The following is a 22,108-nucleotide window of genomic DNA, read 5'->3' as shown; positions in this document are numbered from 1 at the left end:
GAACCTCTTTTCTTAAATAGATCCCGCTGATCGGGGAAAGGGTATAACATCACGAATATTCTTCATACCGGTTACAAACTGTACGAGTCGGTCAAAACCAACACCAAAACCGCCGTGGGGAACAGAACCATATCGTCGCAAATCAAGATACCAATCATAGGCCTTGGGATCAATCTTACAACGAGCCATCTGTTCGACAAGCACCTCGAGGCGAGACTCCCGCTCAGCCCCACCAATTAATTCACCCACGTGAGGAACCAAAAGATCCATGGCTGCTACGGTTTTTGTATCATCATTAACTTTCATGTAGAACGGTTTTAATTCACGGGGATAATCATACACAATCACAGGAGCGCCGTAGAGTACTTCCGTTAAATACCGCTCATGTTCTTTTTGGAGATCCATGCCCCAGGACAAAGCTGTTTCGAAGGTTGTATCAGCCTCTTGAATAGATGCGACAGCCTCTGTATATGACACGCGACAAATGAGGGTTTCCTGTATTTTTTCAAGACGTTCTCGCACTCCGGGACAGATACGTGAATCAAAAAAAGAAAGGTCCTCCGCACAAACCGAAAGAAGTTCTCCACAGAGAAAACGCAAAAAGTCTTCCGCCAAGTTCATCACGTCACCCAACTCATAAAAAGACGCTTCAGGCTCTATCATCCAAAACTCTGCCAAATGATGCGAGGTATGGGAATTCTCTGCACGAAATGTTGGCCCAAAGGTGTAAATTTTTCCTACGGCCGTGGCATAAGCTTCACCCTCAAGCTGACCGCTCACGGTTAGAAAAGTCTTTTTTCCAAAGAAGTCCTGTTCATACGAGTCAGGACTCTCTGCTACCTCAGTTTCTTTTCGTGTGGTTACCTGAAAAAGCTCTCCTGCACCTTCACAATCATTGGCTGTAATGATAGGAGTATGCAGATACACAAAACGGCGCTGATCAAAGAAACGATGCACGGCCTGACTCAAGGCGGAACGAACCCGGGTAAGCGCGGAAAAGGTATTTGTACGTGGACGCAAATGTGGCATGGTTCGAAGAAATGCCATGGAGTGCCCCTTTTTCTGCAAGGGAAACGTGGCATCGGCTCTGCCATAGATATGTACAATCTGCCCCTGCAACTCAACCCGTTGTCCCGATGCAGGCGACATAACCAATTTCCCCGAAACACTGAGCGATGCCCCTGTTTTTACCGTTGCTATTTCCGAAAAAGAATTCACCCGATGATCACACACAACCTGAAGATTTTCCAGACAGGAACCATCATTTATCTCTATAAAAAGGATATTCTTGCCCCGGCGCACCGTGCGAACCCATCCCGCAACAGACACATTACAGGGTAGATTTTCAAGAGCTTTCACCTCGCAAATATCTTGACGTCTACTCACGCCTATCTTCTCCCCCACGTATCACCTGCACTTTTATTTAAATAGATCATCCAGTTTATTCGCCACATCGTCCCCACTCACCATATCTTGATCATCCAAGTCATTACTCTCTTCTGCTTGAGACATGAGGTCGTTGAGGTTAAACTCCTGCGTTGCTTCCACATCTATCTGATCTAGGGGTACACTTGTGTCATTAAGATTAAATTCCTGCGTACGCTCCAAGGGACTTTCTAAGGAAGAGAAATCATCCTCTGTATCTTCAGAAAAATCAAAACCCATGCTATTAAGGGGACTTTCCGCGGGAATAGGAGAAGACTCATCATCAGCTTGAGTCTTTTCAGGTTCACTTCCACTGCGAAAGGAAAAGTCAAAGGGTGACTCCTCAGCCAAGGTATCATCGTTCATGAGAGTATCCGACGAAAGCTCAATGGTTGTATCTAAGGATGTGCCTTCATCAGTATGCTGAAAAGAAGGAAACGCTTCATCCGTATCTTCAGATACGTCCAAGCCAATACTATCCAGGGAACGATCAGAAAGATCAGTAGGAGCCTCATCTCCGGTCTGCCTCTGTTCGGTTTCACCCCCACTATGAAAGGAGAAGTCAAAGGGGGATTCCTCTGCCAAGGTATCATCGCTCATGAGAGTATCCGATGAAAGCTCAATGGTTGCATCTAAGGATGTGTTCTCTTGCTCCACCGCATCTTCCTCATCCTCCGAGGTGAGATTAAACGCCTTATCAATAGCAAAACTAAAATCATCTTCGTCAATCGCCAAGGAGACATCTGACTCCTGATTTTGTTCTTCCATCGAAGAGGAATTTTCCTTCGATGCAGCAGAAGTTGCAAGATCGGAAGAATGGAGATCAACAAACTCTTCCTCGTTATTTTCGTGGTGTGGTGTTTCCTGCTCTTGGCCTAATGAAGCACCGTCTTCAGTCTCAGGATGAGAGTCGTCTTCTTCCTCGACGGTAAAATCTTGTTTTCCCGCAAAGGAGAAGGAGGCATCCTCAGTAGCATCACGGGGCGTAGATTCAGCTTCATCGAGGGAAAGCTCCTTCGAACCATCCCCAGATTCAGACTCGTCCATCTCATCTACGGCAGAAGTATCCACTGTCTCCTTCATAGATTTCTCTTCCATAAAATCACCAAGAGAGAAAGACTCATCCTCATCATGAGAACCATGTACACCAGAAGTATCTTGTTCATGTAACAGTGCATCGTCCTTAAGCACTTCTGTACCACTGACATTCAAATCTTCAGACGCCGCATAAGTAGGTTCTATATCGCCAGACGCCGCATCGGATGTTTGCTCCGTAACCGTCCGTTCTTCTAATCCAGTATCTCGGCGATCATCTTTTTCAAAAACAGCCGGTTCTGTATCCTGAGGTTCATCCGTAGCATCTCCGGCAATATATTCTGTAAGATCTGTGAAGGCGTTGTCCTCCGTGGAGGGAGCTTCCATCGTCTCAGACTCGCGTGATACCAAGGGGGCTTCTTTTTCCTGAGTATCTGTAGAAGAAACTCTCCCCTCTTCTTCTTGGGTAGTTGTATTCTCTGTGGCTGAAGATATGCGAGGTGCATATTCATTCTGGAAAGAAGCCCCATCGGGTATGTAATCTGTGGCCGCTGCCTGGGTTGACGAAGCGGACAAACTCTCCTTAATTGTTACAAGGCTCTCATTTTTTTCATCGATATACTGTTGAATAATAGAAACATAGGAATTGTTCAAAAAGACTGAATTTTCCGAAACTTCCTCGTCTATTTGAGAGATCACCTCACGGCTTTCTGCCTCCATCTGCCGGAAAGATATATCCCCCAAGCGATAGCTGATAAAAATATGATTTACACGACGCATGAGTCCGGACACGGTCTTAGCAACAAGCTCCTTTTCCTTCTCCCGTCCATATCGTACTCTGTTTTCTATAATAAAAAAGAGTATGGAGAGGAGTACCGCAATAAACCCTCCCGTGATAACACCAAAGGCAAATGCCACGCCACTGCTGGTAAAAGCATCTTCCATAATAACCTCATTTCTGAAACGGCGTCCCTATGCGTCACACCCTACAATATAATTAAAGAACTGTCTAATTTCTTGTATTAAATTTATGAAAATAAAAAGGAAAAGACCTATCAAGGCTGGTAAGATGAGGTTACACGCCAAGATAACCAAAGAAACGGCAAGTATGTTATGTTGAAAATGAACATCGGCATATTCGGAAAAATAGAGCCCAAAAAGATGCAGAAAATATTCGCGTACCCCCATGTTACCCACGGTCACAGGGACAAAATGAATCGCAGCAAAGGTTTGAGACGCCACAAGCATCCCCTCTCGAAAAGAGGTGCGAACAAGGGCGTGAAAAAGAAAGCCCACCTGCATAAGAAGAAACAAATGAATACCAGAGGAGAGAAGAAGTATATGAATAAATAGTTTACCCTTCTGCATAAAACGACGAATATACGTAAACAGAACCAGCGGGGTAAGAACCATACAAATAAAAAACACACCTCCTAAGACATGTAAAAAAAGTGCATATATAGAAAATACCCGTTTTTGCCCCTCAGCTAATACGTCAATTGCTGCAGCAGGATATACATGAAACAGAAGTAACGCAATGAGAAAAACAACCCCCGTAGAAAAAAAACGCTCAAACAGAACCGCTGCTCCCGCAGTAAAACGCCCCCCTTCATTCATCCCTGCACCACGAAACACTTCACCAATACGGCCCGGAGTTAGAAATGCAAAGAGACTTCCAACAAAGTAGCTTTTTATAACAACATAGAGAGGAGGATGAATTCCAAAAAGCGCCAAGGTTTGTCGCCATCGAACTACCAAAAGAAGTTGCATGCAAAGGGCAAAAAACAATGGCCAGAAAAAGCGATGAAATGGAAGAGGGAACCCTGAAAAAAACGAAACAAGATCCTGCATATTTCCTAAGAAAGAACGATGCACCATACGAAGGATCAACACAGTTATAATTATTTTTAAGAGCAGAAAAAATAGCTTTACGGGCCTCATAGTAGAATTACTCCATGGAATTGGGATCAACATCAATGGCGATACGAACATTTTTTACCGTAGATACACGTGCCTGTTCCACTCGAGTAAGAACACGATGCAGCTCTTGTCTATCACTGCTCTTTAAAAGGATTGTTGCTCGAAACTCTTTTTTTATGCGAGCAATACTTGCCGCAACAGGACCAAGAACGGCAGTCTTATGAGAAACCTCTTTTTGTATCATGCGTGCCATGGCTTCACTCACTGTCATGAGAGAATCTTCCTGTTTTGACACAAAAAGCAGTCGAGCTAAATATGAAAATGGTGGATACCTCATATGAGAACGATCAGCGCGTTCCTGAAAGAAAAAGCCTGCATAGTCATGAGCCGCCGCATAGGTTATAGCCGGGGCCTGTGGAGAAAAGGTCTGGAGTACAACCTTTCCCAGATTATCCGTACGCCCAGCGCGTCCAGCCACCTGCATAAGGAGCTGAAAGAGACGCTCAGACCCCCTAAAATCAGGAACAGAAAGTGCGGTATCAGCCTGTAAGACACCGACAAGTGATACCCCGGGAAAATTCAGCCCCTTTGCGACCATCTGAGTACCCAAAAGAATATCTGCTTTCCGACTTTCAAATTGATAAATTATCTGAGAATGCCCATCTTTTTTCCGCGTTGTGTCATGATCCATGCGCAACACCCTTGCATGAGGAAAATACTGGCTAAGATACTCCTCAACTTTTTGAATTCCCGTTCCTGCAAGAACCATTTCTTGCGCTCCACAAGTGGGGCAATTGCCTTCCGGTGTTTCTACGAATCCACAATGATGGCACCGAAGCTGATCACCGTTACGATGATAAACCATATTCACCGAACAATGCGGACACATATGTACTTCACCGCATGAACTGCAAATACGAGAACGGGAAAAACCACGGCGATTAAACAGGAGTATTATTTGACGATTATTCCACAGGGCGTATTCCATTTCACGACGCAACAACGGAGAAAGAGGGGCTGCTTCACCCTGGGTAATCAGGGGTTTCATATCAACAACATCAATCTGAGGCAACGCCGCCTCTCCAAATCGTTCAGACAAGGTATACAAGGAATATTTTCCAGATTGAGCGTTTTCATAACTTTCAATAGACGGTGTGGCACTTCCCAAAACAACTTGCGCGCCTTGTAGATGCCCGCGCATCACCGCAACATCTCGCGCATGATACCGCGGGGCAGGAGCATCCTGCTTATACGACCCATCGTGTTCTTCATCCACAATAATTAAGCCGGGAGAAGGAAGAGGAGCTAAAATGCTGCTTCGTGCACCGATAAGTACCCGTTTCTTCTTTTGCAAAATCTGGTCCATACTATCACGACGTTCACCGGCAGACATGCGACTATGAAATACGGCCACCGTATCTCCCAGAACAGACACAAAACGAGATACTGTCTGGGGAGTCAGGGAGATCTCAGGAACAAGAATAAGTACGCCCATTCCTTTCTGAAGCACATATCGTGCTAATTCTTGATACAAAAGGGTTTTTCCACTGCCCGTAACACCGTGAATGAGAGCCGGGCGGCCGTCCCCGGAGATAATGCCTTCATAAATTTGCTGCTGCTGTGTAGACAGGACCCCCTCAGGCTCAAAGGATGCCCCGCTTTTTACAGAAGGATTTCGATACACCTGTTCTGTATGAGCACGAAGAACGCCCATTGTAATAAAACTGCGAATCATGTATTCAGACAAACCATGAATTGTTCGAAGCTCCTGCCGTGAAACAGTTCCCCTGTACTTTCGTACGCGTTCATACATCTCCTTTTGACGTGGGGTCATCTGTTCTGGAGGAGAAGAAGAAAGAGAGTAGACCTGTCTGGTTTTTGGAGCAACAGATTGTACACCCCCCTTGAGAAGCGGTTTAAAGACATCTCCCACAGGGGTATGATAATACGTACTTATCCAGGAATACAGGGTAATCAACGAACAGGAAGACTCATTCCACGACTCTTCATCAAGCTGTAATAGGGGTTTTAGCCGAGATACAGAAGAAGAAGCGCGAATCTCCAAGACAATTCCCCAAAGGGTACGATTTTGCAAGGAAACGTGCACCGGCATTCCAACCTGAACCCGTGAACGCATAGTTTCAGGAATAGCATAATCAAAAACCCCATGAAGTGACATGGGAAACACCACTGCTGCAACCATACTTACTGTACGATATCAACGGGAAGAAACAGGTGCATTGCTGTTCCTTCTCCCGGGGTTGAATCAACCTGTATTGTTCCCTTATGGAAGGCAACCAACTTCTGCACAATAGCAAGACCAAGGCCCGTACCATTTTCCTTTGTAGTATGAAAGGGACGAAACAAAAGCTCCTTTGTGGACTCGGCGATCCCACACCCCGTATCCGAAAGGGTTATTTTTGCATAGGAATCACCCCGTTTATCAATCCCTTCCATTTTCAACGTAATGGTACCCTTTTCATCTATGGCATGAATAGCATTAATCATTAAATTCATTACAATCTGGCGTATTTTTTCCGGATCAACACGAACAAAAAGATCACGCGTATCCCACTCACGGAGAAAGGTTATATCTTTCCCGGAGGTAAATACCATTTCAACCTCCATACTATCAGCCAGTTCACACATTAGATCTCTCAAATTGCATCGCTGTAATTGGCTTGATTCACTCTGACGGCCAAATATGAGCATACTGGAGACAATTTTATTTAATCGCGTTAAGGCATCGGTGATGTGAGCAAGAATAGTGCGGCTTTTAGTATCTTCAGAGGCAATACTTCTATCCAAAAGACGTGCCCATGTGCCCATGGCACCAAGAGGATTTTTAACTTCGTGGGACAAGGTTGCAGCCATTTCCCCTAAGGCAGCGAGGGTTTTGTTTTGAGCATTCTCCTCTTCAAGTTGCTTTACCCGGGAAAGATCACTAAATATCTCCACAGCACCAAGAAGAACCCCTGAGGGACTATAGAGAAGAGAGCTTTGAAATTTCACTGGAACCGGACGCCCTTCTTTATCCCAGATAAATTTCTCATCGAGTTCATGATTACATCCTGAATCAAAGGTGTCGCACAGTGAATTTTCTGAGAAGGTATGATGCAAAAACGCCGTGGTAATAGTTTGCCCTACTACCTCATCCCGCGCATATCCTAAGATATTCTCTGCAGCTGAATTAAATACCGTTACCACTCCATCAACATCAATGGCAATCACCCCATTATGCATTGTTTCTAAGGTGGAATTTAGCAGAGTATATGTCGCATCTTTTTCTGCAAGAGCACTCTCTAAGGCTTTATTTTTTGAATCAAGCTCAAGATTTAATGCCGCAAACTGTTCCTCCATGGAACGATACGCCTGAGTTAATACCTGTGATTGCTTTTCAAAATCACGGATAATTTCCTTTAACTGTTCTTCCTGGGGTGTGGAGTTATTCTGTTTTTCCGGCTGTTCCATAAAACTCCAGTTGTTTTTGTAATTGCTTCTCCGCTTGAAGAAATCGTTCTATGGCCTGGGTTACTCTATCCAAGGAGGAATTCACCTGCTCTCTCACAGATTCAGAAGCATGTTCCCGCTCTGCCTGCCACAGGGTCATTTCAGTCTGATTCTCAGACGTTAACGTATCAAGATGCTGCATGAGCTGCTGCTTTTCCTCCATGACAGACATAAGAGAAGTAAGATCTCCCTTGGATACAGCAATGGAGCCGGATAGTTTTTTCGTGATATGTAAGAGTGCTTCATAACAGGAAACCTGTTCTGAAAAAACCGTACACAAACGCTCTCCACATGCATTTATGTGCTTATCGCCCATACTGATACTCCCAAATGGCATTGCGTTTTCTCCACTCAGCCTGCTCAGACCAGTAGTCATCAGGAAAATCACGCATTACCCGTTCATACAACTCAATAGCCTTTTCATACTCTTGCCGTTTTAAGGCAATATTACCAAGTTGAAAATACCCCCACGGCGTATCGGGATATTCAGGAAACTCGCGAACTCCACGGGTGTAGGCCAACTTTGCCTGCTCAAGATTTTCCGCATCGTAATAGAGATCAGCCATGCGGTATAAAGAGTGAGGAACCCGTTCTGAGATACCTCCAGCATCAGCAGCAGCGATTGCTTTTCCATAGAAATGACGAGCTTGTTCTGAATTTTTCATTGTTTCAAGTAGATACCCCTTCTTGTAGAGAGCATGTACCGTATCGTGTGTTCCCACTGCATGTTGCACGGCTTTCCTATAGGCCGTACGTGCATCTGCAGGCTCGTCTAAACGACGATAAATATCTCCAATTTTTTCCTGAGATTTCCCTTCAAAGGATCCTTCGGAAAAACTTCGCACATGGTTTGTAAAAAGCGTTCTGCTCTGCTCAAAGTCGCCCATCTCATATGTGGCGAGAGCTTCAAGAAAGGACGCCTTCTCTAAAAGCTCACCTTGGGGAAATCGGTTTCGATAATCACGAAAAACTCGAGCTGCTTCTGCCCAATCACGCAACAACATTCTCCCAATACCAATATTAAAAAGAGAATATTCTGCAACTTGTCCGCTGGCATGCTCATCAAGGGTTTCATAAAATGCTTCTATGCTTGTGTCAAGCTTATCATCATGATAGGCACGATACCCGCGTAACATAGCTTGGCCCTCATCAGTAAGTGTATCCACAACAACCATTGCCAATAGACTGTCAATACGCAGGAAATACTGTGGGAGAGATCGCTGTGGTGGTACTCGTCGGATCTCATCATCCAGGGGATCACGAAACACCGATTGGCGCTCTTTATCTTCACGGCGAGAACGATCCTGCCGAGCTTCTTCATACTCTTCTATGTGTGCACGAGCCTGACGAATACCCGGAGCATAGTCTGTAAGGGAGATATAGGACTGCAGATGATCAATAGCAGTATCGTAGTTTTCCATATCGCCATGAATTCTGCCAAGATAAAAGTGAGCATTATACCCCATATCAGGATCTTGCAACGCCCGCTCAAAATTCACCCGTGCCATGTCATTTTGACCAAAGCGACGACGAATCACTCCACCATAATAATATGCCGCGGGATATCCTGGATGTAGTGCAATGGCACGGCGGATATATTGTAATGACTCTTCCAAATCGCTGCGACTATCCTCACGTACACCACGCCGATAGAGGTCGATTGCTTTTTCCAGTTTTTCTTGTGCTTGAGCTGGTATATCACGACGATCCACGGAAATTTCTTCCGACCGAGGAAGCTTTTCTGCGACAGTATCCTCCGCAGGCTCTTCAAGCTCTCCCTCTGAAACCGTACGGCGACCAGATAAACGATCAATGGCATCTTCTATTTGTTCTTTCTGAAGGGAATCGGCACCTCCCAAGGCACCTTCATAGGCTTGAATTGCCTGATCAATGCTCCCCTGTTCTTCATAAATTGATCCAAGTAACTCATAGGCCGTAGACCAATTCGGATTATGTCGTAGAGCTTTTTTTACACTCTGCTCAGCTAAGTCATACTCCCCTTCTGCAACATAAATTTCCCCGATAGTCAAATGTGCGTTGTAGTGATCAGGATATGCTGTAACCACCCTATGAAGCTCAGTCAAGGCCAAATCATACTCTCCGGAATTGTAATATTGCTTACCGAGGCGATAATTAATAGCCCCTTGGGAAAAGAGTATCTGCCCTGCGAAAAGAAGAATCATAAAGAGTTTTACAATCATAGGTACTCCAACATAAAAATGGCCATTCCGCAGAAAAGAAGGCAATTTGCCTTTGAAATTGTAGTATTTTACTCACAAACCTGCGTACAAGAAAATAGTATATACAATAAGTAAAAGGTATAGTAATCACAATGAAATGCTGTAAATGCGACACCCCTTTTTTTGAACCGCATTCTCAGTGTCCTACCTGTGGAACGGCAACAACGCTCACCCATTGCCACACAACCACCCAGCCTCAGGCATCTGCATCATGTCTTACAACGGTTTCTCGCTCACAGGATTTTCTTTCCATACTACTGAGTCTCCTCAAAACGCCCTCTTCTTTTTTTTCTCCCCTTTCATCGGTACAACGTATCACCCCTCCCTTATTTTTCTTTCTTCTTATTCTAACTTTTCATACCAATGCATGGCTTCTTTCCGGAAATACGCTTTTCACGGAATCTGCCCAAGGACGATTTCATCAACGTATTCACCAGCAAAGCCCGCACGTTTCTGCCTATGATATAGAACACCGTATCGGGCTTTCGAGCTTTCCAGAAGAAATACAAACAGGGCTCTACATACTCAACATCCCCTTGACTCTTGCCGGAAGTATTCTCTCTCTGTTTCTGCTTAGCCTCATTACATTTGTATTCCTCAAACCAGCAAAATCACAACTGTCCTTCTCCGCTTTCTTTGCTGTGTATGCATATGGTAGTATGCCCATGCTCGTTTCCTTTATACCGATTTTGGGCCCGCCTATCGCCATAGGGGGGGCTCTTATATACTACTTTAAAGGATTATCGATACTTCTCGACAAACCGGTTAGAGCCGTAGTGCGACGGATGATTCTTCCCTTAGGGATCCCCTTGATTCTCTGCATTTCCTTTACGGTACAAACAGCGCTATTTCGTGGAAACAGCATTAGTACGAACCTATTTTCAGGAATAGTTTCTCTTTTATTTACGTCATAACTAAATATTTTCCATAAATACACCGATACGAAAGAGAGAGAGGAGGTGTCATGTCAGAAAACTCAATTAATATGCTCCTTGATGTACCAGTCAAACTTTCTGTACAACTCGGCCAAACCCGCATGAGTGTTCGAAAGCTTTTGAAATTGAAAAAGGGGAAGCTTGTACTCCTCAACCGCCTTTCCGGTGAAAGCGTTGACGTACTAGTAAATAACAAGCTTCTTGCAAAAGGCGAGATCACCGTTGATAGTGATAAAATAAATGTGAGAATCAGTAATCTCTATAGCTCAAAAGAGCGGTTTCAACACCTTTAATCTACCATATTTATTTACGCACATCTTTAAAATAAGCGCTTCATAGTATATATTACAACGAAATGTTTCATACTACAATATCCATTTGAGGAGACACGAAGATGTCCTATCTTGTATGTAAATTCGGCGGTACTTCAGTTGCCACGGCGTCAGCTTTAACACAGATAAAAAAAATTCTTGACCTGGACACTCGGAGAAAAATCCTTGTACTTTCTGCACCGGGACTTTCTTCCGGCATTGTAACAAAAGTGACGGATCACCTTATTACTATTGCGGAAAAAACCCTCAAAAACAAGGATGTACGCCGCGACGTGGGAGCTGTAAAAAAACGATTTATTACCAATTATACCGAATTGGGACTGTCAGAAGAGGTGATTCTGGAGGTTCTCTCAGAGCTCGACGTTCGTATTACCCAAAATAAAGAACATCCTGAAAAGCTACGCGACTCAATTGTCGCCTGCGGCGAAGAATTTAACGCAAATCTTTTCAGCCAATATCTCAATCTCTGCGACACTCCCGCTGAATTTGTCTGTCCACAATCCATTGGACTGCGAGTCAGCTCTGTATATGGAGATGCTCAACCGACAGAAGAAGGAATGAAAAACCTTGAAGAAATTGCTGCCATTGCTGATTCAGGAAAAGTTGTCGTCTTTCCCGGATTTTATGGTATCGCCGAAGATGGGAGTGTTGCCACCTTTTCGCGCGGCGGCTCAGACCTTACAGGAGCCCTAATTGCAGAAGCTATTGGTGCAATTGAGTATGAAAACTGGACTGACGTAAATGGCATTCTGAGCGCAAACCCCAAGGTGGTTTCAGACCCTGAACAAATACCAGCCTTAACCTATAAAGAAATGCGAGAGCTGTCCTACATGGGCTTTAACGTGTTTCATGAGGAAGCAGTGAAACCTGTTACTGAAAAGAAAATCCCCATACGGTTGCGTAATACAAATAATCTATCAAACCCAGGGACCCTCATTGTTTCCGATCGTCTTCCCGACGAGCGCGATGTTATTGGTATAGCCGCGGCTTCGGGATTTTGCCTTTTCAATATTCAAAAGTACCTCATGAACCGTGAAAAAGGTTTTGGTCGAAGAACGTTGCAGATATTTGAAGAGCTGGGACTATCCTACGAGCACTCGCCGTCGGGGGTAGATGATCTCTCCGTTGTTCTGGATCAAAACCAGCTGCAACCGGGAACGGTAAATTCAATTATTCGTAAAATAGAGGATGAGCTCTCACCAGACAGTATCAGAACAGAGTTTGGACTCTCTTTAATTGTGGTTGTTGGTGAAGGACTTTTGCACAAAATTGGGGTTCTCGCTGCAGCCGCACAAGCTTTTGCTGATGCAGGTATTAATATTAACATAGTAAACCAGGGAAGTTCTGAAATCAGTATTATCTTTGGAATTGACTCTGCAGACGAAGATAAGGCCGTACGTGTTCTGTACGACTCTTTCTTTAACGACGACACAGATGACGAGTAAGATGATTAAATAACTACGGGAGTCCCTGCGATACGCGGGGGCTATCTGCTATGCAGTAGGCCCCTACCCTCTATTATGACTTTGTCGAGTACAGCCTTGGAAATCTGTGGGGCAATTCATTTTATTCATACAGGTTTCGCAATTATATGTAACCCACGCGGCACGAAAATCTTTTGCATGGTTTCGTACCCACTCCATAACAAAGGATTCTCCAGGATCTTGGTTAATTTGCTCCCCGTATTGCCCTTTTTTTCGTAAGATAAACTCTCGCTCAGCTTGTATATATGTAACATAGTTCATCATTACCCTCATCAAAGAAGTAGTCTTCTTTGATTAGTATATCGTACATATGCAATTTTTTCCATTTTTTTTAAACTCAGACAACAAAAACACGAAACACATTCTGACCGTATGCACATAAGAATCGTATAAGAAAACACCCCTTTGTGTGGAAACCTCATAGGAAACAACCGAGACACGCATGGAGAGACCAAGACTACGAGAGCAATATGTAACCAACTATACAGAACAAAAAAAGGAGGCTCCTAAGAACCTCCTTTTTAGATTGTGCAACACTGTGCACTAATTTGCTTCAATAGCATCAGCAGGGCAAACTTCAACGCATGCACCGCAGTCTGTACAAGTATCAGCATCAATGATGTATTTACCATCACCTTCACTAATTGCACTTACTGGGCACTCCGGTTCACACGCCCCACAGGAAAGACATTCGTCATTAATAAGATGAGCCATACTAAGACACTCCTTTAAAAAAACACATATAAGACCGTATCAAGAATATACAACATGCCACACAGAGAATGATAAGGCTCTTATTTTTCTCTTGAATCATCGTTGCACTCTTTAAGAAAGTCAAGAACTTCAATTTTTGTTTTCTTTTCTAAGAGTGTTGCTACTCGCTGCGGTCCATTTAGTGCTGAGGCAATGGCCGCCAAAAATTGAACATATGGAGCCTGTACTTCTGAAGGAACAAGAGTTAGAACAAAAACATGGGCTGGTTTACCATCCATGGAGTTAAAATCAACCCCCTCCCGATGAAAGCCGATAACTGAAGTCAATTCATTTACTCCAGAAAACCGACCATGAGGTAGGGCGACGCCATTTTCCATACCTGTACTCACGGCATGTTCACGATCCCACACAACCTTTAAAGCTCCCGCTTCATCAACAATATAGCCATTGAGAGTGAGGATGTGTACAAGCTCGCGCAAAATCCCTTCCTTTGTATCGCTTCGAAGATCCATCTCAATTAATTCAGGGCGAAAGACATGGCCCAAATTAAATTTAACCCGCTGTGCAGTTTGAGCAAACTCCTTTTTCATCTCTTCTGGACGCACGAGCTTTTTTACCGTATTTACAAGGCTACTTAAATCTGCCATGGTCTCATAGAGAATATTGCGAACATAGGATTCATCATCCACGGGAGTTTCGAAAATCATTTCAACTCCATCACGATACAGGGTAATTAAGCTATCCTCTTTTTGAAAGTGATACGTCCCATGGTCAGATTCAAGACGGGTAACATAAAACCCTTCACTGCTATATGCATCAATAACATTACGCTCTACTAAGTCTGCTAAATCACTACTACTACAATGAAACCGCACCTGCACTTTTTCCACAAGAACAATATCATGACGCGTACCTTTTTTATCTTTACGCAAGAGACGTTCAAGAACAACAGGCCCCACAACCGTTGATGAAACCGCCATCATAACTGATACGGCAAAGGTATCCTGTGTTAAAATGCCCGTGGATAACCCTAAGCCCGCAAAAATCAAGCCCACTTCTCCCCGGGGAATCATACCAAAACTAATACGTGCGGCTCCTAAGTGAGTAAAATTGAGAAAATAGGAGGGAATACTACATCCCACAAGCTTTGCAATAATACCTCCCAGAGAGAAAACAATACCAAAAAGAAGTATCGTGGGAGACAAAAAACTAAACACATTTACAAACATTCCAATGGTCGTAAAGAATATGGGGTCAAAAAAATGTTCTAAACTTTGCAATTTATCTTGAATTGAAAGACTGAGATCTGTTTTAGAAAGAGTTAGACCCATGATATAGGCCCCGATAATCATGGCAAGACCGGCACGCTCAAATACCCCTGCAAGAATAAGGGCCAAACCAAAACTCAGTATGGCAATAGTGTCAATACTTTTGCTTTTCTTTAAAAACAAAGCTATCTTTTCAGAGAAAAGAAGCCCCAGCACAGTAAAAAAGATCCACACAAAAACAGCACGAATCCCGATAATACCAACATGAAACCACTGCGAAGAGACATGAACCCCCTCCAACACGGCATACCCGGTTATCATGGCAAGTAAAACAATACTGAAAATATCATCAACCACTGCACCGGCAATAATAGTTGCTCCCTCGGGAGTATCAAGCTTTTTATTTTCTGACAGTATTCGCACGGTAATATCAACGGAGGTCGCTGTGGATACCACACCAAGAAAAAGCGGTAAAGGAGCTGTAATAGGCAAATTTAAGAAAAAAGCAGCAATCCCCGCACCAGCAGAAAAGGCAATAAGAGCACTTCCGATTCCAATCACACTTCCCGCAAGGGAAAACCGCAAGAACATCTTCAGGTCTGTACCCAGCCCCGCCATAAAGAGAAGTATAATTGATGCAACCGTAGCAAGACCATACAGCTCAGGCGAAACAGGAATCCCGTTAGATGAGCTGAGAGGAAACAGGCCATTATGAAACCCAAGAAGAGGTACCCCCCCAAGCATGTGGGGACCAATACATACACCTGCAAATATTTCTCCCAGTACCGAGGGCAAACGAAAACGTGTAAAGAGAGCTCCCCCAACTCGCGAAGCAAAGATAATAATCCCGAGCTGTATCATAAGAAGAGTCATTAGGTCATGCGTATGCACCTCAGCGCCATTCCCCCCATAGGTGGTTGCTGAAAGGATAACAGGAATCCCGAGAACTATCGCCAAAACTAAGCGCATCCTACGTACCTCTTTACGAAAAAATTATAGGACAATGATTATAATACAACGAGATTATTTCGATGTACTACTTCATTATACGTTCCTTCACCGGAAATACGAGCTAAATCCTCTGTTTTCTTTCCATTGATTTTTCGTATATCTTCCGTCGCATAGTTTGATATCCCCCGGGCAAAAGAACGCCCCTCACAACAGATATCAACAGTATCTCCCGGTTGAATGCCATCTGAAACAGAGAGTACTCCCGCTGGAAGAAGACTTTTCCCCTTGGTCGCAATGGCGGTATACGCCCCGCGATCTACGTAAACAGTTCCCGTAGGGGTATCAGTGAAGGCAAGAAATCTTTTTTTGCCACTCATTCGTTTCTGCGTCGGCACAAAAAACGTACTGACCCCGGACATACGCAAAAGAGAGAGCAAAGAGTAATCGTATCCATTCCCAATAACCGCGGCAATACCGGCTCGAGTCACCATATCTGCAGCATTTATTTTGGTCACCATCCCCCCCGTTCCTACATCACTTCCGTCTGCATCGGCCATGGCACGTAGGGAGTTATCTATTTTTTCTATTTGCTGAAGTTGTTGAGCCTCAGGATCTTTCTGCGGATTTGCCGTATACACGCCATTGATATCTGTAAGCATTACAAAGAGATCAGCATTCAGTATTGTTGCAATCTGCGCTGCCAAGGTATCATTATCCCCAAAGGTAATCTCTTCAACACCAACACTATCATTTTCATTTATAATAGGAAGAATACCGTTATCAAGCATGGTGAACAAGGCGTTACGTAAGTTGTTATAGCGTTTTTTATCTGCAATATCATCCCACGTAAGTAAAATCTGGCCACACTGCACACCCTTTTTCTCGAGCAGTCGAGAGTATAGAGTTAGCAGTTCTATCTGCCCGACACCGGCACAGGCTTGTTTTAGGGGAATTGTCCGAGGCCGTTGGGAAAGCTGTAGCTTTACACGTCCATGGGACACAGCTCCCGATGAAACCAGAACCACAGAAACACCTTGTTCCATAAGAGAGAGTATATCTGCTATATGAGCTGATATACGCCCAATGTGCTCTCCCTGTGAGGTTGGTGTAAGAATCTTACTGCCAATCTTCACGACAACACGCTTAATATCCGTATCTATGATGCACCCCGGTATCTTCATAATTAAAACAGTGGGCCCCTTTTTACAAAAGAGTAAATATAGTATATCACCGACCGTAAATGGTGCATAAAATCAGGGATTTACATATCTGAGGAGGATAAATTCTCTTAATAATCCGGGAGTGACTCAAACTCATCACGGCTATGCTCCCAGTCACGAAGCACACTGTTTCTGCTGGGGTGACGAAGCTTTTCCAGAGCACCAGTTTCAATCTGACGAACCCGCTCACGGGAAATGTTAAACATTTCACCAATCTCATTAAGGGTCTTACGTTTTGCCCCATCAAGGCCAAAGCGACGGAATAGAATCTCTCGCTCATAAGGGTCAAGCTCTTCAAGCAAGGCATGGATATTTTCTTTAAAACATTTTATCGTTGCTGAAGTACTGGGATCACCCATTCGTTCATCAGGTATAAAATCTCCGATGGTGGAATTTCCATTTTCAGAAATTTGCCAGTCGAGGGATATGGGGTCTCCATTGTACTGTAGAATCATACGGATTTTTCTCTCAGGAATCTTCAACTCCTGGGAAATTTCTTCAATAGCCGGCTCAGAGCCGGTGCGCATGACGCAATTTTGGATATAACGATTCACACGATTTATCTGTTCAAGGGTGTTTGCAGGTATGCGAATGGCTTTCCCCTTATCATTAATAGCACGCGTAATAGACTGCCGTATCCACCACGTTGCATAGGTAGAAAACTTATACCCTTTCCGATAATCAAAATTCTCAACCGCTTTTATCAGCCCTTCATTCCCCTCTTGGATGATATCAAGCATTTCCATACCGCTATAGGAATATTTCTTTGCAATACTGATAACCAACCGCACATTCGCCTCAACAATGGAGTATTTGGCATCAAAGTATACCTTCTGCCACGACTCAAAATTGCGAAGCTCTGTAGAGAAACTGTTCTTACATAACCATTGACGGTATTTTTCAATAATACTTTCTTTCTGCTTATAATTTAAGTGGAGAAAGAAGCAATGTTCAACAAGAGAATCAAGAAGCCCCCGAGTTTTCTCTGCACACTCGTGCCGCTCTTCGGGCGTTGTAACCTCCTCTGCGTCACGACGTAGGGCGGTGATTTGTTCAGATAGCTCATCAATTTGTTCTATGCGGGCAAAGAAATTTTCCCGAGCGTGCTCTATTTCTTCTTCCGTCGCATCATTTCCATCGGGAGCAACCCTATCAAGGTCAAAAATATCATACCATGAAAGGACACCGTCACGCATTTCATTGTATAGACGAAAAAGAAATTCTTGAATAACCAAGGACCCAAAGGCACTTTCGAGAAGCTTATTCTTTGCAAAGACCATTTGCCGAGCATAGTGTATTTCTTGTCCCTTATCCATGAGAGGAATATTCCCCACTTGGTTTAAATAGGACATAATTGCAGCATTTGATGCACTCCCACGACCACCCCCGCTATACGGCTTATCTTTGGGGCTCCGCAATTTATGGCGTTTAACAAAGGGATTAATCTCTATGCCCTCAGCAGTAAGAAGATCTTTAATGCGAGTTCGTTCTTCCTCAGAACTAATATTCTCATTAATCTCTATTTCACTGACAAACCCCTGTACCCGAGCCTGTTTACGAAAATGTTTGATAATCTTTTCATTCCCACTGGTATTATTGCTCACCACGAATATCTTCCTCGCTGCTTTTCCGTACGGTCAGTGAATTTAATTCTGCTAGTAACGCCTGTTTTGTATCTGCATCACGAGCTCGTGCAATCTCTTCTACCAAACGATTCTTTCTTCGTGCCACCAAGGAGTTCTCCAAGCGTGAAAGTTTATACTCTATCCACTCATCATGATCTTGCTGTACTGCTATTTCTTTCATAAATAAATATGAAAGAAGTTTCCGCAAAGACTCCTTCTCAACAGCACCCACATTCTTATTTAACTCTTTTCCATGTTTCAAGATACATGAAAACACCTCTTTATGGGTAGGGTCAATAAATAAATTTTCTTGAATACGGTAGGCATAGCGCTCGACGTATTCTGGATATTGAACGAGAAAATGGAGCAAAGACCCCTCTTCGGTTGTCTCAAAACCCTCACCCTCATTGTGTTGAAAAACATCTTCAGAGGACACTCTTCGTATATTTCCACTTTGCTTTTTTCCGGTAAGTCGTGATATCACAAGAGATTCATCAACCGAAAACATAAATGCGACCTCGCGTGCATACTCCGATGCCAAAATTTGGTTATCCACTCGGCTTATGAGGCTAATACAGTGTTCTACCGCTTGAGATCGACCTTGGGGAGTCGTCGTATCAAGAGATTTTTTAAGAAATTCCATGTAAAACCCTAAAGCCTCTTGCGATTTATGTACAAAGTATAAAAACCCCTCTTTCCCTTTTTCTTGGATAAGCGTATCAGGGTCTTCTCCCTGCGGAAGAACGGCGATACGTAGATCCAACTCCAGGGATATCAAAGTTTCTATGGCTCGCTTGGCTGCAGCAATCCCCGCAGAATCACCATCAAAGATGAGATACACCCGCGGAGCAAAGCGGCGCAAGATTCGGCCCTGCTCTACTGTAAGGGCAGTGCCGCATGTGGCAACAACATTACACACGCCCCGCGCATAGAGAGATATCATATCCATATATCCTTCAACGATCAGTATCTCTTGGGAATCGCGGATGAATGGACGCGCAAAATTAAGGCCATAGAGCGTCTTGTTCTTCCGATATATTTCTGTTTCCGGAGAATTTACATATTTGGGTTGCTGATCGTCTTCCAAAGCCCTTCCTCCAAAGGCAATCACCCTCCCTGATACATCAAAAATAGGAAACATAATACGATGACGAAAGCGATCATAAATACTGCTGCCCCGAGCGGGGGACAAAGAAAGACCAGCTGCAATAAGAACTTTCCGAGAATACCCGTCTTCCTGTGCTACCTGTGAAAAGTCAGACCAGTGATCTGGTGCATATCCAAGCTTAAACTCACGTACAATTTCTGCTGAAAGACCTCGGTGTTTGAAAAAGGAAATAGCCCGTTCACTCTTTCGTATGTTGGCATAAAAATAATGCGCCCCATAGGAATTTGCCCGATACAAAAAGTCTTTAGGTACGGTACTGGCATAATTGGGGGAATCCCCCCTTCTCCGTCCCGGAATTTCATGTTTTTGTAAATCGATCCCGGCTTCATTGGCAGCAATCTCTAAGGCTTCCCGAAAAGAGCACCCTTCAATATCCATAATAAAGGCAAAAAGATCGCCCCCAGCTCCACAGCCAAAACAGTGATAAATCTCCTTATGCGGACTTACCACAAAGGAGGGGGATTTTTCATTGTGAAATGGGCATAAGCCCTTGTAGTTTTCTCCAGCTCGCCGTAAGGGAATGTATCGTTCAATAAATGATACAATATCAATGGAGCCGCGAATCTGCTCTTTTACTTCATGAAAGCGGGATGAATCCACTATTCCTCGTCAACAAAGCGGATTATTCGTTCTCCGGAATCGATATACCCCATGTTTTGTTTCACCATTCGTCGAATATAGGTTGTATCCTTTTCTAAGAGCTCTGCATAAGTTGTAAGAGAGTCTAATTTCTGAGTATACCGGTGTATCTCTTGTTGTCGCCGTTCATTCGCCCTCTCAATACGCTGGAGGGCAATAACACCACGAGTACCGAATATAAAATTCCCCCCCCATAAAAGGAACAATAATAAGAGAATATCCCGAATACGTATATATTTGAGTAGGGACTTCATATTATGGTATCAAAGGACGCTGAAGGGTAAGTACAATATCCCCATTTTTAAACACCGTAATTTGACCGGTTGATTCGGAAATGGTAATAGCTATTGAATTAGAACAAGCTGTAATGTCTGCACCTGCAGCATGGCGTGCACCGAGTCCACTGGGAAGATCACGACGATTCTCTTTCTGCTCCGATGAAAGCTCGGGGCGCAAATGGCTTCCCGCAGAAACAACAACTCCGTCCCCGGTAATAACAAAAGCCCCGTCAATAGCGGCAAACTCCTTTACCGTTTCTTGCAGGCCTGGGTCAAGGATATTCCGTTCAGACTCGCTCAGTCCGCGGAACGGATTAATTATCAGCTGGGTCACGTAGGTATTTACGCGGTTTGTATCACCGACAACAAAAATAGTTCCCACAGGATGTTTTTCACGCCCTTCGAGACTGATCTCTGAGGCAAGCCCGAGTACACGCTCCAAAATTTCCGGTTTTACATCATCAGGAACAATGGAACTGGTTGCATTGAAGAAGAAATCAAATTCATGAGCGATATCAATCACAACCACGGAGTTAAAAATCCCCTGATGTTCGTCCCCTGTTACACACACAACCGTATCATTTTTTCCCAAAAAGCCCTTTGACACCCCAAGAAGAACCCCAATTTTTGCCTGCCCATACCCAAATCCTCCACGGGCAGGCGGGGCTTGAATTAAATAATATTTCGAATCTTCATCTTTAAAACGCGTTTTATTTGAAGTAACAACGATAACTTGACGACGGGTACGTAAATTTTTTATAAATTCATTATCTTTTTTTGCATCGGCATAAACCATTACCGCCTTTGCATTCACATCTCGTGCAAGAGCTGTTGCCGCAGAAAGTAACGGTTCTTTCTTACCCTTGGTAGTCGTCTTTTTCTTACCGGGCAGTACCTTGTCATCATCACCCTCTTTGCGAACTTCTGAAATCACCTCAGAAAGGCGTTCAACTTCTGCACTCCGAATAAGCTTATTTACCGTCTCATTACGGAAGAATGTTGAAATTTCCGAAAGAACTTCAAAGGTATCATCATCGTCAATGTTTTTCTTAGAAATAACCAAGGCAATAATGTGAGCCCGAGCATTACGCACCGCACCATAATCGATGCCTATGGCGCTCCGTCCCACCATAATGGCATACTCATCTTTCATATTCATTACAGCCTGTGGTATGGCAACACCCTGTCCAACGAAGGTCGATGCCGCCTCTTCCCGCGCAATGATATCTTTGATAAGACGTTTTGCCTTGTCACATTTTTGGATCTCACAAAAGGCTTCGGCAAGTTCGGTTATGGCGGAAACCTTATCTTCCGACTCCAACTCAATAATATCGTCACAACTGATAAACTCGCTAAACCCCATG

At 43.9% G+C, this 22,108-nt stretch carries 18 protein-coding genes; 3 read left to right on the top strand and 15 right to left on the bottom strand.

Annotated features, from left to right (window positions below):
* Positions 1–12: 12 nt before the first annotated feature.
* The 7 genes from asnS to CALK_RS02855 are packed head-to-tail and all read right to left on the bottom strand — an operon-like array spanning position 13 to position 10,091.
* Complete coding sequence (gene asnS, locus CALK_RS02885; protein WP_022636147.1) at positions 13–1,386, bottom strand: asparagine--tRNA ligase; 1,374 nt, start codon at positions 1,384–1,386, stop codon at positions 13–15.
* A gap of 33 nt (positions 1,387–1,419) precedes the next feature.
* Positions 1,420–3,405: a hypothetical protein gene (locus CALK_RS02880; protein ID WP_022636146.1), complete on the bottom strand. Its 1,986-nt coding sequence runs from the start codon at positions 3,403–3,405 to the stop codon at positions 1,420–1,422.
* Between the two features lie 27 nt (positions 3,406–3,432).
* A complete protein-coding gene (locus CALK_RS02875) occupies positions 3,433–4,401 on the bottom strand; it encodes a lysylphosphatidylglycerol synthase domain-containing protein (protein WP_022636145.1) in 969 nt (322 codons plus the stop codon).
* Positions 4,402–4,408: 7 nt separating this feature from the next.
* Positions 4,409–6,583, bottom strand: coding sequence for a replication restart helicase PriA (priA, locus tag CALK_RS02870; RefSeq protein WP_081697963.1), 2,175 nt, complete (start codon positions 6,581–6,583; stop codon positions 4,409–4,411).
* Positions 6,584–6,585: 2 nt separating this feature from the next.
* Positions 6,586–7,851 (bottom strand): two-component system sensor histidine kinase NtrB, encoded by a 1,266-nt coding sequence (locus CALK_RS02865; protein WP_022636143.1) that lies wholly within the window; start codon positions 7,849–7,851, stop codon positions 6,586–6,588.
* A complete protein-coding gene (flgN, locus tag CALK_RS02860; RefSeq protein ID WP_022636142.1) occupies positions 7,826–8,206 on the bottom strand; it encodes a flagellar export chaperone FlgN in 381 nt (126 codons plus the stop codon). Before flgN ends, CALK_RS02865 begins: the two co-directional genes overlap by 26 nt.
* Positions 8,196–10,091 carry a tetratricopeptide repeat protein gene (locus CALK_RS02855; protein ID WP_022636141.1) on the bottom strand — a complete coding sequence of 632 codons (1,896 nt, stop codon included), beginning with the start codon at positions 10,089–10,091 and terminating at the stop codon, positions 8,196–8,198. The genes flgN and CALK_RS02855 overlap by 11 nt, the downstream gene beginning before the upstream one ends.
* 131 nt (positions 10,092–10,222) lie before the next feature.
* Here CALK_RS02855 and CALK_RS02850 point away from each other — a divergent pair, with 131 nt between their 5' ends.
* The 3 genes from CALK_RS02850 to CALK_RS02840 all read left to right on the top strand — a co-directional run bounded on the left by CALK_RS02850 (position 10,223) and on the right by CALK_RS02840 (position 12,842).
* Positions 10,223–11,044, top strand: coding sequence for a YIP1 family protein (locus tag CALK_RS02850; protein ID WP_022636140.1), 822 nt, complete (start codon positions 10,223–10,225; stop codon positions 11,042–11,044).
* A 50-nt stretch (positions 11,045–11,094) separates the two neighbouring features.
* Positions 11,095–11,358 carry a flagellar motor switch protein FliN gene (fliN, locus tag CALK_RS02845; protein WP_022636139.1) on the top strand — a complete coding sequence of 88 codons (264 nt, stop codon included), beginning with the start codon at positions 11,095–11,097 and terminating at the stop codon, positions 11,356–11,358.
* A gap of 101 nt (positions 11,359–11,459) precedes the next feature.
* Positions 11,460–12,842 (top strand): aspartate kinase, encoded by a 1,383-nt coding sequence (locus CALK_RS02840; RefSeq protein WP_022636138.1) that lies wholly within the window; start codon positions 11,460–11,462, stop codon positions 12,840–12,842.
* Positions 12,843–12,905: 63 nt separating this feature from the next.
* Here the strand turns inward: CALK_RS02840 and CALK_RS02835 are convergent, their stop codons facing one another.
* The 8 genes from CALK_RS02835 to CALK_RS11975 all read right to left on the bottom strand — a co-directional run bounded on the left by CALK_RS02835 (position 12,906) and on the right by CALK_RS11975 (position 22,107).
* A complete protein-coding gene (locus CALK_RS02835; protein ID WP_022636137.1) occupies positions 12,906–13,142 on the bottom strand; it encodes a hypothetical protein in 237 nt (78 codons plus the stop codon).
* Positions 13,143–13,424: 282 nt separating this feature from the next.
* Complete coding sequence (locus CALK_RS02830) at positions 13,425–13,595, bottom strand: 4Fe-4S binding protein (protein ID WP_022636136.1); 171 nt, start codon at positions 13,593–13,595, stop codon at positions 13,425–13,427.
* A gap of 80 nt (positions 13,596–13,675) precedes the next feature.
* Positions 13,676–15,820, bottom strand: coding sequence for a cation:proton antiporter domain-containing protein (locus CALK_RS02825; protein WP_162146694.1), 2,145 nt, complete (start codon positions 15,818–15,820; stop codon positions 13,676–13,678).
* A 50-nt stretch (positions 15,821–15,870) separates the two neighbouring features.
* Positions 15,871–16,995, bottom strand: coding sequence for a glutamate 5-kinase (gene proB, locus CALK_RS02820; RefSeq protein ID WP_022636134.1), 1,125 nt, complete (start codon positions 16,993–16,995; stop codon positions 15,871–15,873).
* A gap of 107 nt (positions 16,996–17,102) precedes the next feature.
* The gene (locus CALK_RS11980) at positions 17,103–18,641 is read right to left on the bottom strand and encodes a sigma-70 family RNA polymerase sigma factor (protein ID WP_022636133.1); all 1,539 of its coding nucleotides are present in this window, start codon (positions 18,639–18,641) and stop codon (positions 17,103–17,105) included.
* The gene (dnaG, locus tag CALK_RS02810; RefSeq protein ID WP_022636132.1) at positions 18,628–20,427 is read right to left on the bottom strand and encodes a DNA primase; all 1,800 of its coding nucleotides are present in this window, start codon (positions 20,425–20,427) and stop codon (positions 18,628–18,630) included. Before dnaG ends, CALK_RS11980 begins: the two co-directional genes overlap by 14 nt.
* On the bottom strand, positions 20,427–20,720 hold the full coding sequence (locus CALK_RS02805) for an FtsB family cell division protein (protein ID WP_022636131.1): 294 nt from the start codon (positions 20,718–20,720) through the stop codon (positions 20,427–20,429). Before CALK_RS02805 ends, dnaG begins: the two co-directional genes overlap by 1 nt.
* A gap of 1 nt (position 20,721) precedes the next feature.
* Complete coding sequence (locus CALK_RS11975; RefSeq protein WP_022636130.1) at positions 20,722–22,107, bottom strand: diadenylate cyclase; 1,386 nt, start codon at positions 22,105–22,107, stop codon at positions 20,722–20,724.
* Position 22,108 lies beyond the last annotated feature (1 nt).

Origin of the sequence: Chitinivibrio alkaliphilus ACht1 (assembly GCF_000474745.1) — a bacterium.
Lineage (GTDB): Bacteria > Fibrobacterota > Chitinivibrionia > Chitinivibrionales > Chitinivibrionaceae > Chitinivibrio > Chitinivibrio alkaliphilus.
The sequence above is the reverse complement of the archived record's forward strand: the minus strand, read 5'-3'. Positions and strand labels throughout refer to the sequence as shown.